We start from the raw sequence: 15,273 nt of genomic DNA on the forward strand, positions 1-15,273 counted from the left end.
AACCGTCGAGCGGGGCCCTTCCGCAGCACCGGAAGTGATCCGCCGCCTCCGGCCGCTCTCATTCCTCACGCGCGGCGGGCAGATGGGGCAGCCGGTCCGCCGCCACCACGCCCTCCAGGTAGCCGCGGGCCCGCTCGGTGCGCGGGTACGCCTCCAGGAGCCGCCAGAACCTCGGGCCGTGGCCGGGGACGAGCAGGTGCGCCAGCTCGTGCAGGAGCACGTAGTCGACGACGTACTCCGGCATCCCCTGCAACCGGTGCGAGAGCCTGATGCTGCCCTCGGCGGGGGTGCACGAGCCCCAGCGCGTGTTCTGATTGGTCACCCAGCGCACCGAGACGGGCCTGGCCCGGCCGTCGAAGTACTGGGCGGAGAGCCGTGCGGCGCGTTCGGCCAGCTCCGTGTCGCCCAGGACGCGCTTGCTCTCCTGCGCGGCGAGCCTGTCGAGCATCACGCCCACCCAGCGGCGCTCCTCCGCCTCCGACATCCGGGCCGGGATGAGCACGATCGTGCGGTCGCCCTCCCGGTAGGCGGAGACCGTTCTTCTGCGCCGGGTGCTCCGGCGCACTTCGACCGCGCTCGCCGACGAAACGCGGGGCGGAGGGGCTGCCGCGCCGCGCTGAGCGCTTCCGGCGCGGCGCGCGGGGGTCTCCCCGGCGAGACGGGACGGCGGGTCGGCAGGCACGCCATGACGTTACCCGCAGTGCGTACGGGAAGTCCCGCCCGCGGACGGTTCCGCGGTGATCACCCCCGGACAGGCAGCATTCAAATGATTAACAACCCCTGCCTGTGGATAACTCTGCGCGCGATTCTTCGCGGGACCTCATTCTGGCAAAGGATTCGCGGGGTCACTGCCCTGCGTGCCGGCGGTCCGCGGAGCACGCCCCCGCGGGCCGTGCGGAGTACGGCCGGGGCCCTCCCGTGCCGTGATCGCGAGACCGCTCGGGGGAGAAACCATGTATCCGATGCTGAAGCCCGCATTGCGCCGTGCCTGGCGCGGACGGAACACCGTGCAATTCGGCGTGACGCCCGCGCACGCCGTGGCACTCGGTCCGGTGGACCTCGCCACCGGAAGCTTTCTGGAACTGCTCGACGGCACTCGAGGACTGCCGCTGCTGCGCGAGGAGGCGAAGGCGCTGGATCTACCGGACCGCCACGTCGACGTGCTGCTCGCGCGGTTGGCGGAGGCCGGGCTTCTCGACGATCCGCGATCGGCGGGTCCGCAGGCCGACGCGCTCTGCCACCGGACGGAATCGATGGACCGCCGACGCCCTGATGTGGCCTCGCTCTCCGTGGTCCACCCCGAACCGGGCGGCGGGCTGCGCCGGACGGCGGCCCGGCGGGCGATGCGCGTCCAGGTGCGGGGGGCGGGTCGGGTCGGCGCGTCGATCGCCTCGGTGCTGTCCGGCGCGGGGGTGGGCCATGTGGACGTGCTGGACGGGGGCCGCGTCGAGCCCTGGGACGTGGCACCGGCCGGGTTGCCCCCGGCGTCCGTGGGGGAACGGCGCGACGTGGCCGCCCGCCGGCTCGTCCACCGGTCCGCCCCCGGCCCCGCTCCCCGCTCCACGGCGGCGGGCCGGACCGGCGCGGGGGCGGACCGGGCGGGGAGCGCCGGGGAGCCCGGCTTCTCCCTGATCGTCGTCGCGCCGCGGGACGGTCTCGCGGTGTACGCGCCCGTCGCGGACACCGCGGGCCCGTGGATGGCGTCCGGCACCCCCCATCTCTACGCGGGGGTGATCGAGGCGACCGGGGTGGTCGGTCCCCTCGTCCTGCCCGGCGGCACCGGCTGCGCGGGCTGCCTTGAGCGGCATCGCGCGGACCGGGACGCGCAGTGGCCCCGGATGGCGGCGCAGTGGCGCTCGGGGCGGCGGGGGACGGTGAGCGCCTGCGACCTTGGGCTGGCCACGGCGGTCGCCGGCCTCGCGGCGGCGCACGCGCTCGCTTTCCTGGACGGGGGCCTGCCCACCAGCACGGGTGTGCGCTGGGAGGCCGCGCTGCCCCTGCTGGACTGGCGCAGCCAACGGATCGACCCGCACCCGGACTGCCCCTGCGGGGCGGCCGAGGACTCGGGAAGACACCCGGCGGACGAGAGCCGGAGAGGTCCCGACGCCCGGTACGACGCACCGACGGGCACCGGGGCGTCCGCCTCGCCGAGCGTTAACGGGGCACGGGCCTCGGGTGCTCTTCCGGCGCAGGACACAATGGCCGGGTGACCGCCGTCGACGGTGTGACGCCGGAGGCTGGAGCGGCACGGCAGTCTGGGAACTGGAGGGGCACATGTCTGATCTTCCCCGGAAGGCGGTTACGCGTACCGCCAAGCTGGCCGCGCTCCCGATCGGCTTCGCCGGCCGTGCCACATGGGGACTGGGCAAGCGGATCGGCGGAAAGTCGGCCGAGCTGGTGGCCCGTGAGCTGCAGCAGCGCACGGCGGACCAACTGTTCAAGACCTTGGGCGAGTTGAAGGGCGGGGCCATGAAACTGGGTCAGGCCCTCTCCGTCTTCGAGTCGGCGCTCCCCGAGGAGATCGCCGGGCCCTACCGGGCGGCGCTGACCAAGCTCCAGGAGGCCGCGCCGCCGCTGCCCGCCCGCACGGTCCACAAGGTGCTGGCCGAGCGGATCGGCGAGGACTGGCGGGAGTGTTTCCTGGAGTTCGAGGACACTCCGGCGGCCGCCGCCTCGATCGGCCAGGTGCACCGGGCGATATGGCATGACGGCCGCGAGGTCGCGGTGAAGGTGCAGTACCCCGGCGCGGGCCAGGCGCTGCTCTCGGATCTCGCCCAGCTCAGCCGCTTCGCCAGGCTGCTCGGTCCGCTCGTCCCCGGAATGGACATCAAGCCGCTCATCAAGGAGCTGCGCGACCGGGTCACGGAGGAGCTGGACTACGCCCTGGAGGCCCAGGCCCAGCGGGAACACGCGGAGGAGTTCGCCGGCGACCCGGACGTGGTGGTCCCCCAGGTCGTGCACCAGTCCGACCAGGTGCTCGTCACGGAGTGGATCGACGGCGTTCCCCTGGCCGAGATCATCGCGTCGGGGACGCCGGAACAGCGGGACCGTGCCGGACAGTTGCTGGCCCGCTTCCTCTTCTCCGGTCCGGCACGCACCGGTCTGCTCCACGCCGACCCGCATCCGGGCAACTTCCGACTCCTGCCCCCGGCCTCGACGGAGGAAGGGCACGGCGCCGGTGGTGCGTGGCGGTTGGGAGTCCTGGACTTCGGCACGGTCGACCGCCTTCCGGGCGGGCTGCCGCAGACCATCGGGGACGCCCTGCGGCTGACGCTGGAAGGCGACGCGGCGGCCGTGTACGGGCTGTTGCGCGAGGAGCGCTTCGTGAAGGAGTCCATCGAGCTGGACCCGGAGGAAGTCCTCGACTACCTGGTGCCGATCATCGCGCCGGTGCGGTCGGAGGAGTTCACCTTCACCCGTGAATGGCTCCGTGAACAGGCCGCCCGGATAGCCGATCCGCGCTCCCCCGCCCACCAGCTCGGCAGGCAGCTCAACCTCCCGCCTTCCTACGTACTGATACACCGGGTGACCCTCAGCACGATCGGGGTGCTCTGCCAGTTGGGTGCGACGGTCCGACTGCGAGACGAACTGGAGGCGTGGCTGCCGGGGTTCCTCGCGGAGGACCCGGAGGGCGTCGACGAGGAGGGCGAGCCGAAGAACGGCGCCGCGCCGCGGACCGGGGCGGAGGGGCCCGAGCGGTCGGAGCTGGAGGAGGCCGAGGACCGGGTCCGGGAGGAGCCGGCTTCGGAGGAGCGGGCCTTGGAGGAGCGGGTGGCGCAGGAGGAGCGGGTGGCGCAGGAGGAGACGAGCGAGAAGGCCGTCCAGCCGTAGCGCCCGGCACAGCGGCGCGCGCGGACCTCGGGCCAGCCGGTGTGGGCCGGGCGGAGGTCAGACACCAGGTGGTCTGAGACCGGGGCCGGGGGGGGCAGGGGCCTGGGACAGCGGAGGCGTAGGTCAGGCACCACATGGGCTGGCCCGACACCGCGTGGGCTGAGGTCGAGATCTGGGCCGGGGGCGTAGGTCGGACACCGCGTGGACCGGGTCCGGGTACTGGCCTTGGAGCCGGGTGCCGGGTGCTGAGGCGGGGTGCCGGGTGCTGAGGCGGGGTGCCGAGCGCTGGGGTGGGGCGCCGAGCGCTGGGGTGCGGGCCGGGGTAACCGGCGCCTACCACCAGAGGGAGTCGAGGCGGCCTTCGATCGCGCGGATGTGGAGGCGGGCGCAGGCGTCGCAGAAGCAGCGGCGGTCGCCGTCCTCCACGGAGTCGACCCAGGTCAACGGGACCGTGTCGCCTTCGGCGGTGGCACCGCAGCGGGCGCACACCACCTGTGCTGCGGCGGCGCGTTCAGGGGGCTGGGTCTCCTCGTCCATCCGGCGACGATATCCCCGTGTCCGAGGGGGCGGCGGCACAACGCACCGCGGGGCCGCCCTCGTTCGGGCGGCCCGCGGCGGGGTGTGGCGCTCTTCGCTGATCGGGTCCGGGCGGGGCCCGAGTGGCCCCCGTGGTGGCAGGCAGCCGTGGCGCGGAGGGGGAAGCGTCCGCCCCGCGCACGGCGGGCGGGTCAGTGCATGACCGCCATGGCCAGCGCGCGGCGGGCGCGCAGGGAGGCGCGCTCGGCTCGGCGCTGCATCCGGCGAGCGGCGATCAGGCGTACGGACTGCTGGTCCGCCTGAGCCTCCCGCAGGCGCTCGTGCATATGCGCACGGGCCAGGGCTTCAGGGATGAGTTGCATTTCGCGGGTCCTGTTCTGGCGCGAGTCGTTCGCGCCGATGATGGTGACGTCGGGGGTGGCGGAGCCGACCGGCTCCTTCGTGGGGGTGGTCATCGGTGCCTGATTCCGGGGGTCATGAGTGTGGGGACGGTCAATGGTTCCGAGGCGGTACCCGCGCGTGGGGGCGGGGGCCCCACAGGTGGCGGTCACGCCGCGACCGGGTTCTTGCGCGGGCGGCCACGCGGCCGCTTGCGGGCCACGACGACGCCCTGGACGAACAGCTCGCCGCCCCAGACGCCCCACGGCTCGCGCCGGTCCTTGGCGCCGGCGAGGCAGGCCTCGACGAGCGGACAGGTACGGCACAGGGACTTGGCGTACTCGACGTCGGCCGGCGACTCGGCGAAGAAGACCTCCGGGTCGTACGAGCGGCAGGGAACGGGTACGCCCAGGTTCTCGATGGCGTCGTCGAGCGCGGTGAGCGTGGTGAGCGGGGTCAAGGCGGAGTCCTCCGTGGAGCCGGGCGGCGAGATCGGGTCGGAAAGCGGTACTGACGGGGCGTGCGTTTCGATGTGCACGGTGGTGGTGTCCTCGTCTGGTCGTGCCGGCCTGTTGGCCGGTTGGCGGCTGCTGGTACCAGGTCCTGCTTGTCCCGAGGCTCCTTCGTTCCATCTCGTCCGTTCGGACAAAACAAAAGGGCCGCGGATCCCGAGTGGGGTTCCGCGGCCCTGAAGGCGCCGGCCTGATGCTGGATCAGGCTGGATCGCTCCAGGGTTCAGGCCCACGGAAGGCCCACATCGTGTGGTGCTGCTGCGTCTGCTTCTTGGCTCCGGCACCGGTCGCCGCAAAGGCGTAGGCATCGGCCTGCGCTGCCTTCGCTACTGCTGCCGCCGGTGCCTCGATCGGTCGCTCATTGCGCTCCCGCGTCACGGGGAGGCTCGCCGGGGACACCGGACGGACGGCGAAGACGCCGGACAGACCGGTGGCAGGGAGCGAGGCGGCCGAGGAGCAGGTGACGCCGAGCGAGCAGGCGGAGACGACCGAGAGACCGGTCATTTTCTGGGTTTCGATGATGCTGATCACTTCAATCGCCTCCTCTCGGCGTCTCGGGGGTCCGGCCGGGGCCGGTCCTGCGTATTCGGGGTAAGTACAGCACGGAATCAGGGCTTCAGAGAAGTCGCTGTTCCCGTGGTTAAGAACCTATGGTGACGACTGGTGCGGGCGCAAACTATTTTCCCGACGAGTTTTCCTCACCCCTCGCCGGCGCCCTCCCGATGCTCGTCATCCCCTGTCCCACCTGCGCAGATGGCCAGGACGTCAGCGCCGAAGCGGTGCAGCTTCCGGTTGCCGACGCCCGCAATGACCACCAGCTCGCCCTCCGTGGACGGCACCGCCTCGGCGATGGCCATGAGCGTCTTCTCGGTGAACACGCAGAAGTCCGGCTGGCCCAGCAGCGCGGCCTGGGCGGCGCGCCAGTCGAGCAGCCGGCCGTAGAGCGCCTCGTCCATGTCGGAGGGGCACTCCTCGCACCGCATCAGCTTCATCTCGCCCGCGGCCGTGAGCGTGCGGCCGCAGACCCGGCACCGCACCGGTCCCCGGCGCTTGCGTTCGGCGGCCGGGGTCCTGTCGGCGGTCGCGGTCCGGCCGGAGCCCCGGTCGATTCCGCCGCCGCCCCCGGCCCCTCCCCGGCCGGGGGCCGCCGCGGAGCCCGGCCGCAGTCCGTTGAGGAAGCGGGTCGGCCGCCGGCTCGCCCTGCCCCCCGGTGACCGGGACAGCGCCCAGGAGAGCGAGAGGTGGACGCGGGCGCGGGTGATGCCGACGTACATCAGGCGGCGCTCCTCCTCCACCTGCTCGTCGGTCTTGGCGTAGGCGATCGGCATCATGCCCTCGGTCAGGCCGACCAGGAACACGGCGTCCCACTCCAGGCCCTTCGCCGAGTGCAGCGAGGCCAGGGTCACCCCCTGGACGGTCGGGGCGTGCTGGGCCGCTGCCCGTTCGTCCAGCTCCCGTACCAGGTCGGAGAGGGTCGCGCCGGGCCTGGCCGCCTCGAAGTCCTCGGCCAGCCGCACCAGCGCCGCCAGCGACTCCCAGCGGTCGCGCACCGCTCCCGACCCGGCGGGCGGGCGGCTGGTCCAGCCCTTGGTGGAGAGCACGGCCCGGACCTGGGACGGCAGCCCCTCCGCCTCGTCGAGCAGGGAGTCGTTGCGTCCGGCGCGGGCGGCTCCGCGCAGGGCGGTGCCCGCCTCGCGGACCTCGGCGCGCTCGAAGAACCGCTCCGCGCCGCGCAACTGGTAGGGGACCCCGGCGTCCGCGAGGGCCTGCTCGTAGACCTCGGACTGGGAGTTGACCCGGTAGAGGACGGCGATCTCGCCGGCCGGCACGCCCGCGGCGATCAGGTCGCGGATGCGGCGGGCGGTGCCCTCCGCCTCCGCGGGCTCGTCGGGATACTCCGCGTAGACGGGCTCGGGGCCCTTGTCGCGCTGCGAGACCAGTTCGAGCCGGTGATCGGCGGCCTTTCCGCGGGCCTGGCTCAGCAGGCCGTTGGCGAGGTGGACGACCTGCGGGGTGGAGCGGTAGTCGCGGACCAGCTTGACCACGGTGGCGCCGGGGTGGCGGGTGCGGAAGTCGAGCAGGTGGTCGGGGGTGGCCCCGGTGAAGGAGTAGATCGTCTGGCTGGCGTCGCCGACGACGCAGAGGTTGTCCCGCTCCCCGACCCAGAGGTCGAGCAGGCGCTGCTGGAGGGGGCTGACGTCCTGGTACTCGTCGACGACGAAGTGCTGGTACTGGTTGCGGACGTGCTCGGCGATATCGTGCCGGTCCTGGAGGATGCCGACGGTGAGGAGGAGGACGTCCTCGAAGTCGATCACCGAGCGGTCGCGCTTGAGCTGCTCGTACGTGGAGTAGATCTGTGAGAGCACCGCCGGGTCGCGCGGGGCGTCGCGCTGGGTCTTGACCACGGCGGCCGGGTAGTCGGCGGGCACCGTCTGGGTGACCTTGGCCCACTCGATCTCGCTGGTGACGTCGCGCAGCTCGTTGCGGTCGAGTCGGAGCTGGCAGCGGGCGGCGGCCTCGGCGACCAGTTGCACCTTGCGCTCCAGCAGTCGGGGCAGCTCGCCGCCGACGGCTTTCGGCCAGAAATACTGGAGCTGGCGGAGCGCGGCGGAGTGGAAGGTCCGCGCCTGCACGCCCGTCGCGCCGAGCTGCCGAAGGCGTCCGCGCATCTCTCCGGCGGCCCGGTTGGTGAAGGTGACGGCGAGCACGGTGGCCGGTTGGAGGATGCCCGCCCGCACCCCGTAGGCGATGCGGTGCGTGATCGCGCGGGTCTTGCCCGTCCCCGCTCCGGCCAGCACGCACACCGGTCCGTGCAGGGCGAGAGCCACCTCGCGCTGCTCGGGGTCGAGCCCGTCGAGCACGGCGTCCGGGGACTCGGGAACCTGCGGGAAGAGACTGGAATGCGTTGCTGCTGTCACCCCGCCATGCTGCCAGGTCGCACGGGACGGGTGCGGCGGTCGTCCACAGGGGCGGGGTATTCGTCGTACCGGGAGCGAGGTGCGCGCCCTCGCTGCGGGGCGGAGTGCCCGCGCGGTACGGGAGCGGGGGTGCGCTCGCTGCGGGGCGGAGTGCCCGCGCGGTACGGGGGCGGGGATGCACGGCGCTGCGGGGCCGTTTCGCGGGCCGGCCGCGAGGCGCTGGCGCACGGTACGGGGGCGGGGATGGGCGGCGTACGGGCGTGAGGTGCGTGCTCGGTATGGGCGCGGGTACGGGGGCGTACTCGGTGCGGGGGGCGGCTTCCGGGGGCGGCCGTGGGGGCGCGGCGGGAATGGTGGCGGGCTCCCGTGCGTTCTGCTCCGTGCGGGTCGGTGGTCGTGTGGCGCCGGGCCGCAAGTGACGCTGCCGGCCGCGCAGCGGTACGGACGAGACGAAGGAGCGCCAGCGACATGGCGGGCACTGTGACGATGTACAGCACCACCTGGTGCGGCTACTGCCGTCGGCTGAAGAGCCAGATGGACCGCGAGGGCATCGCGTACAACGAGGTCAACATCGAGCACGACCCCGAGTCGGCGGCCTTCGTCGAGAAGGCGAACGGTGGGAACCAGACGGTGCCGACCCTTCTCGTCGTGGCGGCCTCCGGCACCGAGTCGGTGATGACGAACCCGTCGCTGGCCCAGGTGAAGCAGGCGCTCGACGCCTGATCCGGATGGCCGGGCCGGCGCGTTCCACGCCGGCCCGGCCCGGGGGGGGGGGGGGGGGGGGGGGGGGGGGGGGGGGGGGGGGGGGGGGGGGGGGGGGGGGGGGGGGGGGGGGGGGGGGGGGGGGGGGGACGGGTCCGGTCCCCCTCCTCCCCCCCCCCCCCCCCCCCCCCCCCCCCCCCCCCCCCCCCCCTCCCTCTTCCCCCCCCCCCCCCCCCCCCCCCCCCGGGGCTCCCCGAGGCGGCGGTCAGCCGGTCCGCTTCACGCCGCCCGGCCTCGGCAGCGGCTTGCCGTACCACAGCTCGATCAGACGGGCCGCGATCGAGATGCCGAACGGGGGCAGGACCTCGCCGGACTCGAAGGCGGCCGTGAGGTCGTCGCGGGAGAACCAGCGGGCCTCCTCGATCTCCTCGCCGTCGACGGTGATCTCCGAGGAGGTGGCGCGCGCCATGAAGCCGAGCATCAGGCTGGAGGGGAACGGCCACGGCTGGCTGGCGACGTACTCGACCTCGCCGACGGTGACGCCCGCCTCCTCGTACACCTCGCGGGCCACGGACTGCTCGATCGACTCCCCCGGCTCGACGAACCCGGCGAGCGTGGAGAAGCGGCCCTCCGGCCAGTGCACCTGGCGGCCCAGCAGGGCCCGGTCCTGGTCGTCGGTGACCAGCATGATGACCGCCGGGTCGGTGCGCGGGTAGTGCTCGGCGCCGCAGGCCTGGCAGCGGCGGATGTGACCGGCGGCCGCGATGACGGTGCGTTCGCCGCAGCGGGAGCAGAAGCGGTGCAGGCGCTGCCAGTTCTCCAGGGCGACCGCGTGCACCATCAGGCCGGCGTCGCGGGGGTTCAGCAGGAGGCCCGCTTCGCGCAGTCCGGCGGGGCGGGCGGACTGGTCCATGCGGCCGGGCAGCGAGTCCTTCTGCAGCGCGAAGTAGCTGACGCCGTCCTCGTCGGTGCCCAGGAAGTAGCGGTGGTTCTCGGTGACCGGCGCCTCGAACGCCGGGGTCATCACGATCCCGGTGCCCCCGTCGGGGGTGTCGTCGATCAGCACCTGTCCGCCGGACACGACGAAGACGCGGGTCGTCGGGTGGCTCCACGCCACGGACAGCCATGCCTCGTCGAGGCGGAGGTGCGCGGCGCGGTCGATGCCGCTCGGCTCGGTGAGGCCGATCGGGCGGTTGGCGGCGACGTTGTCGAAGGTGCTCACAGGTGCTTCCTACTCCCCCTGGGCGAATCGGGTGTGCGGCGGTGCGCGGAGGCGTGCGGCGGTTTCAGCGGAGCGCCTCGGCCATCTCGCCCCACAGGTAGGCGGTGGTCTCCACGCCCTTGAGCAGCAGGTCCAGCTCGACCTTCTCGTTGGGAGCGTGCCAGCCGTCGGAGGGTACGGAGATGCCGAGGAAGAGGACGGGGGCGTCGAGGACGTCCCGGAGGTCGGCGGCGGGGCCGGAGCCTCCTTCGCGGGTGAAGAGGACCTCCGTCCCGAAGGCCCGGCCCATCGACCGGGCCACGGCCTGGAGGGCGGGGTGGTCCAGCGGGGTCAGGCAGGGGCGGGTGGCGGGCTGGAACGCGATGCGGAGCCGGACGCCCGCCGGGACGCGGGACTCGGCCCAGGCGCGGACGGCCCGCGCCACGCGGTCGGGGTCCTGGCCGTCGACCAGCCGGAAGCTGATCTTCACCAGGGCGGACGACGGGATGATCGTCTTGCTGCCCGCGCCCTGGTAGCCGCCGCCGATGCCGTTGACCTCGGCGGTGGGGCGGGCCCAGACCCGCTCCAGCGTGGAGTACCCGGCCTCGCCGGAGGCCGCCTGCGACTTGGCCGTCCGCAGCCAGGTCTCCTCGTCGAAGGGCAGCGCGGCGAAGAGGGCCCGCTCGGTGTCGGTGAGGTCGCTCACCCCGTCGTAGAAGCCGGGGATCGCGACCCGGCCGTCCTCGTCGTGGAGGGCGGCGACCAGGCGGGCGACCTCGGTGGCCGGGTTGGGGACGGCGCCGCCGAACGATCCGGAGTGGATGTCCTGGGCGGGGCCGTACAGCTCGATCTCGCACTCGGCGAGGCCGCGCATACCGGTGCAGACGGTCGGGGTGCCCTCGTCCCACATGCCGGTGTCGGAGACGATCACGGCGTCGGCGGCCAGGCGGGCCGCCCGCTCCTCGACCAGGGCGCGGAAGTGCGGCGAGCCCGACTCCTCCTCGCCCTCGACCAGCAGCTTGAGGTGGACGGCGGGGGCGGTGCGGCCGGTCGCCGCGAGGTGGGCCCGCACGCCGAGGGTGTGGAAGAACACCTGGCCCTTGTCGTCGGCCGCGCCCCGCCCGTACATCCGGCCGTCCCGGATCTCCGGCTCGAACGGTTCGGTGTCCCAGCCGTCCTCGCGGGCGGCGGGCTGGACGTCGTGGTGGCCGTAGACCAGCACGGTCGGCGCGTCGGGGTCCTCGCTGGGCCACTCGGCGAAGACCGCCGGGGCGCCGGGCGTCTCCCAGACCTCGGCGACCGGGAAGCCGGTCTCCTTCAGCTTGGCGCTCAGCCAGGCGGCACTGCGCCGTACGTCCCCCTCGTGCTCCGGCTGGGCGGAGACGGAGGGGATGCGCAGCCACTCCGCGAGGTCGTCGAGGAAGGCCGCGCGGTGCTGTTCGGTGTACGTACGGACGGCGCTGTCCGGGGTCTCGCTCATGTTCTTGAGCCTATCCGTCCCGCGGGGCCGGTTCGTCCAGCAGGATGCGCTCCAGCTCGGCCCGGCCGGGCAGCCCCCGCGGCCGGACGGTCTCCCCGCTGCGGACGTAGAGGAAGGCCGCGGTGACCGCGTCGAGCGGCAGACCGTGCAGCTCGGCCCAGGCCAGCCGGTAGACGGCGAGCTGGAGGGGGTCGGCGGTGCGGTGGCGGGTGGTCTTCCAGTCGACGATCTCGTAGCCGTCGTCCGTGCGGTAGACCGCGTCGATCCGGCCGCGGATCACCCGGCCCGCGAGGGTGATCTGGAACGGGGCCTCCACACGGTACGGCGTGCGCCGGGCGTACGCGGTGCGCTCGAACGCCTCCTTCAGCTCGGCCAGGTCGCGCTCGTCGGCGATCTCCGCGTCGCTCTCGGCGCCGGGCAGCTCGTCGGGGCCGAGCATGGGCAGCGGCAGCTCCTCGTACCGGGACTCCACCCAAGCGTGGAAGCGGGTCCCCCGGCGGGCCGCCGGCTGCGGCGGCCGGGGCATGGGACGGGCCAGCTCCCGCGCGAACGCGTCGGGGTCCTCCGCCAGGCGCAGCAGTTGGGTGGCGGAGAGCGAGGCGGGCACGACGACCTCCCGCACGGTGGCGCGGGCCCGGCGCAGCTCCCCGGCCAGGGCGTCCAGGTCCCGGTCCCAGGACGCGAGGGTACGGGCCTCCTCGGGGGTGAGCGGGTCCGCCGGCTCCTCCTGCGGGTGGCGCGCGGACTCCTCCCGCGGGTGGCGCGCGGCCGGGACGCGCGGGGGCGCGCCGGGGCCCGGCGCTGCGGCCGGGGCCGGGGCGGCAGCGGGGGCCGGGACGGTGGTCGGGGCGGTGGTCGGGGCCGGGGCGTCGGTCCGGGGGCGCTCGGTGGGCAGGCCGTCCCAGTCCCAGTCGGCGGGCGCCGCGTCCGGCCCGTCCCCGTACGCGTGCTCGTCGCCGTACGCGGGCTCCGGCTCGGGCTCGTCCCCGTACAGGGGCTCCGGCCCGTCCCCGTACGCGTGCTCGTCCCCGTACGCGGGCTCGTCCCCGTACGCGTGCTCGTCGCCGTACGCCGGCTCGTACGCGGGTCCCCCCTCCCCGTGCGCGGGCGCGCCCCGCTCCGCGGGCGCCGGTGCGTGCTCGGCGGCGGTGAGGCGTTCCAGGTGGGCGAGGACCGTGTCCCGCGCGGCGCGGCGGCGGGCCAGGGCGTCGGGGTCCAGCGGGAGCGGCCAGGCCTGGTCGGCGTCGCGCTCCGCGAGGGTGGGGTTCTCCTCGTCCTCGGCGGGTTCGTCGGCCCAGACCTCGATCTCGCCGTGGCCCGCCGCGCAGTGCTCGTACAGCGCCTCCAGGAAGGCGGACGGGCCCCGCGTCCTCTTCTGGGACGGGCCCCACCAGTGGCCGGAGCCCAGGAGGAGGCTGCGGGGGCGTGTGAAGGTGACGTAGCCCAGCCGCAGCTCCTCCGTGTGCTGGTGCTCCTTCATCTCCTCCTTGAACGCCTTGAGGCCCTTGGCGTCGAAGGAGTCCAGGGCCGGGAGGGTGGCCGCGTCGCCGCGCAGGGCGTGCGGGAGCACCTTGGCCTGGGTGGTCCACGCCTCGCGGGACTGGCCGCTGGGGAACTGGCCGGTGACCAGGCCGGGCACGGCGACGACGTCCCACTCCAGGCCCTTGGACTTGTGGGCGGTGAGGACCTTGACGGTGTTCTCGCCGCCGGGCAGCGCGTTGTCGAGGCCCTTCTCGTACTGCGCGGCGGTGCGCAGGAAGCCGAGGAAGGCGAGCAGGGTGGCCTCGCCGTCCAGGGAGGCGAAGCGGGCCGCCGTGTCCAGGAAGTTGGCGAGGGTCTCGCGGCGGCGGGCCGCCAGCGCCTGCGGGGAGGCCGACAGCTCGACCTCCAGGCCGGTGGCGGCCAGAACCCGGTGCAGCACGTCCATCAAAGGGTCGGCGAGCGAGCGGCGCAGGTCGCGCAGCTCACGGGCGAGCCGGGCGAAGCGGACGCGGGCCTCGGCGGAGAACGGCAGCCCGTCGTCCGCCGCGTCCCCCGCGACGAGGAAGGTGTCCAGGGCGTCCGCGAGGGATATCACCTCTGCCGGGTCGGTGCCCTCGACGGCGTCCGCGAGCCGCTGGTCCGGCTCGGCGTCGTCCCCGTGGCCGGACCGGTGGACGAGGAGGCGGGCGCGGCGGCCCAGGAGGGCGAGGTCGCGGGGGCCGATGCGCCAGCGCGGTCCGGTGAGCAGCCGGACCAGGGAGGCGTTGGCCCCCGGGTCCTGCAGGACCTCGCAGACGGCGACCAGGTCGGCCACCTCGGGCAGGTGCAGCAGCCCGGCGAGGCCGACGACCTCGACCGGGACGTCCCGCGCGACCAGCGCCGCCTGGATCTGCGGGAAGTCCCCGGCGGTGCGGCACAGGACGGCGATCTCGCCGGGCGGGGTGCCGGTGCGCACGAGGTGGGCGAGGGAGTCGGCCAGCCAGTCGATCTCCTCGGCGTGGGTGCGCAGCAGCGCGCAGCGGACCCGGCCGTCGCGCTCCGCGCCGGGGGCGGGGCGCAGCGCCTCGACGCCCTCGTGCATGGCGCGCAGGGGCTCGGCGAGGCCGTTGGCGAGGTGGAGCAGGCGGCCGCCGCTGCGGCGGTTCTCGCTGAGGCTGTAACGGGTGGCGGGGGCGCCGTCGGCGTGCGGGAAGTGTTCGGGGAAGTCGTCGAGGTTGGCGACGGACGCGCCGCGCCAGCCGTAGATCGCCTGGCAGGGGTCGCCGACGGCGGTCACCGCGTGGCCGGTGGGCGGGGCGGAGTCCGTGCCGCCGCCGAAGAGGGCGGAGAGCAGCAGGCGCTGGGCGACGGAGGTGTCCTGGTACTCGTCGAGGAGGACGACCCGGAAGGTGTCGCGCAGGATCTCCCCGACCTCGGGGCGGGTGAGGGCCAGCTCGGCGGAGAGGGCGATCTGGTCGCCGAAGTCCATCAGGTCCCGGCTCCGCTTGGCGGCCCGGTAGCGCTCGGTGAGGCCGAGGAGCGAGCGGCGGGCCTCGGCGGCCGGGGGGATCGCGCGCAGCTCGGCGTTGGTGAGCCGGGCGCTCTCCAGGGAACGCAGCAGCTCGGCGTCGTACGCGTCCAGCCGCTCGGGGCGCACGAGGTGTTCGGACAGCTCGGCGTCGAGCGCCAGCAGGTCGCTGACCAGGGTGGGGAAGGAGCGGGTGAGCGCCGGGTAGGAGCCCGGAGCCTCCCGCAGCACCTTGGCGGCGAGCTGGTAGCGGGTGGCGTCGGCCAGCAGCCGGGTGGTCGGTTCGAGGCCGATGCGCAGGCCGTGGTCGGCGAGGAGGCTGCCGGCGAAGGCGTGGTACGTGGAGATGGCGGGCTCGCCGGGGGGGTGGTCCGGGTCGATGGCGTCGGGGTCGGTGATCCCGGCGGCGACCAGCGCCCTGCGGACGCGCTCGGCCAGCTCGCCCGCCGCCTTGTTGGTGAAGGTGAGGCCGAGGACCTGCTCGGGGGCGACCTGTCCGGTGCCGACCAGCCACACCACGCGGGCGGCCATCACCGTGGTCTTCCCCGACCCGGCTCCGGCCACGATCACCTGCGGGGCGGGCGGCGCGGTGATGCAGGCCGTCTGCTCCGGGGTGAACGGAATCCCGAGCAGCTCTTTCAGTTGCTCGGGATCGGTGATGCGTGGGGACACCCGAGCAACGGTAACCGGCCCCGCCGACAATCCGTCGCGAACCGGGAGCCGCC

At 74.2% G+C, this 15,273-nt stretch carries 12 protein-coding genes; 3 read left to right on the forward strand and 9 right to left on the reverse strand.

Translation table 11 applies throughout. The features are described 5' to 3' along the window. Positions 1-58: 58 nt before the first annotated feature. A complete protein-coding gene (locus ACZ6EJ_RS20395; protein ID WP_469268875.1) occupies positions 59-682 on the reverse strand; it encodes a M48 metallopeptidase family protein in 624 nt (207 codons plus the stop codon). 271 nt (positions 683-953) lie between these two features. Between ACZ6EJ_RS20395 and ACZ6EJ_RS20400 the strand changes: the two genes are divergently transcribed. Both ACZ6EJ_RS20400 and ACZ6EJ_RS20405 read left to right on the forward strand, forming a co-directional pair. After that, positions 954-2,210, forward strand: coding sequence for a TOMM precursor leader peptide-binding protein (locus tag ACZ6EJ_RS20400; RefSeq protein ID WP_469268876.1), 1,257 nt, complete (start codon positions 954-956; stop codon positions 2,208-2,210). Between the two features lie 64 nt (positions 2,211-2,274). After that, positions 2,275-3,831, forward strand: a complete 1,557-nt coding sequence (locus ACZ6EJ_RS20405) for an ABC1 kinase family protein (protein WP_469268877.1) — start codon at positions 2,275-2,277, stop codon at positions 3,829-3,831. 333 nt (positions 3,832-4,164) lie between these two features. Here ACZ6EJ_RS20405 and ACZ6EJ_RS20410 read toward each other — a convergent pair whose 3' ends face one another. From ACZ6EJ_RS20410 to ACZ6EJ_RS20430, 5 genes are all read right to left on the reverse strand, one after another. Beyond that, positions 4,165-4,368, reverse strand: a complete 204-nt coding sequence (locus ACZ6EJ_RS20410; protein WP_469268879.1) for a hypothetical protein — start codon at positions 4,366-4,368, stop codon at positions 4,165-4,167. A gap of 191 nt (positions 4,369-4,559) precedes the next feature. Further along, positions 4,560-4,919 carry a hypothetical protein gene (locus tag ACZ6EJ_RS20415; protein WP_469268881.1) on the reverse strand — a complete coding sequence of 120 codons (360 nt, stop codon included), beginning with the start codon at positions 4,917-4,919 and terminating at the stop codon, positions 4,560-4,562. Next, positions 4,916-5,284, reverse strand: a complete 369-nt coding sequence (locus ACZ6EJ_RS20420) for a WhiB family transcriptional regulator (protein ID WP_469268883.1) — start codon at positions 5,282-5,284, stop codon at positions 4,916-4,918. The genes ACZ6EJ_RS20415 and ACZ6EJ_RS20420 overlap by 4 nt, the downstream gene beginning before the upstream one ends. A 175-nt stretch (positions 5,285-5,459) precedes the next feature. Continuing rightward, positions 5,460-5,789 carry a hypothetical protein gene (locus ACZ6EJ_RS20425; RefSeq protein ID WP_469268884.1) on the reverse strand — a complete coding sequence of 110 codons (330 nt, stop codon included), beginning with the start codon at positions 5,787-5,789 and terminating at the stop codon, positions 5,460-5,462. Between the two features lie 167 nt (positions 5,790-5,956). Next, the gene (locus ACZ6EJ_RS20430; RefSeq protein ID WP_469268886.1) at positions 5,957-8,176 is read right to left on the reverse strand and encodes an ATP-dependent DNA helicase UvrD2; all 2,220 of its coding nucleotides are present in this window, start codon (positions 8,174-8,176) and stop codon (positions 5,957-5,959) included. 468 nt (positions 8,177-8,644) lie between these two features. Between ACZ6EJ_RS20430 and ACZ6EJ_RS20435 the strand changes: the two genes are divergently transcribed. Next, entirely contained in the window at positions 8,645-8,899 is a 255-nt protein-coding gene (locus ACZ6EJ_RS20435) for a mycoredoxin (RefSeq protein ID WP_469268888.1), read from the forward strand. A 244-nt stretch (positions 8,900-9,143) separates the two neighbouring features. On the opposite strand, the gene nudC is transcribed toward ACZ6EJ_RS20435, so the two are convergent. From nudC to ACZ6EJ_RS20450, 3 genes are all read right to left on the reverse strand, one after another. Beyond that, positions 9,144-10,100: an NAD(+) diphosphatase gene (gene nudC, locus ACZ6EJ_RS20440; RefSeq protein ID WP_469268889.1), complete on the reverse strand. Its 957-nt coding sequence runs from the start codon at positions 10,098-10,100 to the stop codon at positions 9,144-9,146. A 64-nt stretch (positions 10,101-10,164) separates the two neighbouring features. Then, positions 10,165-11,559 carry a dipeptidase gene (locus ACZ6EJ_RS20445; RefSeq protein ID WP_469268890.1) on the reverse strand — a complete coding sequence of 465 codons (1,395 nt, stop codon included), beginning with the start codon at positions 11,557-11,559 and terminating at the stop codon, positions 10,165-10,167. Positions 11,560-11,569: 10 nt separating this feature from the next. After that, positions 11,570-15,220, reverse strand: coding sequence for an ATP-dependent helicase (locus ACZ6EJ_RS20450; protein ID WP_469268892.1), 3,651 nt, complete (start codon positions 15,218-15,220; stop codon positions 11,570-11,572). Between the last annotated feature and the right edge of the window lie 53 nt (positions 15,221-15,273).

This window comes from Streptomyces sp. NPDC041970, from assembly GCF_055588985.1.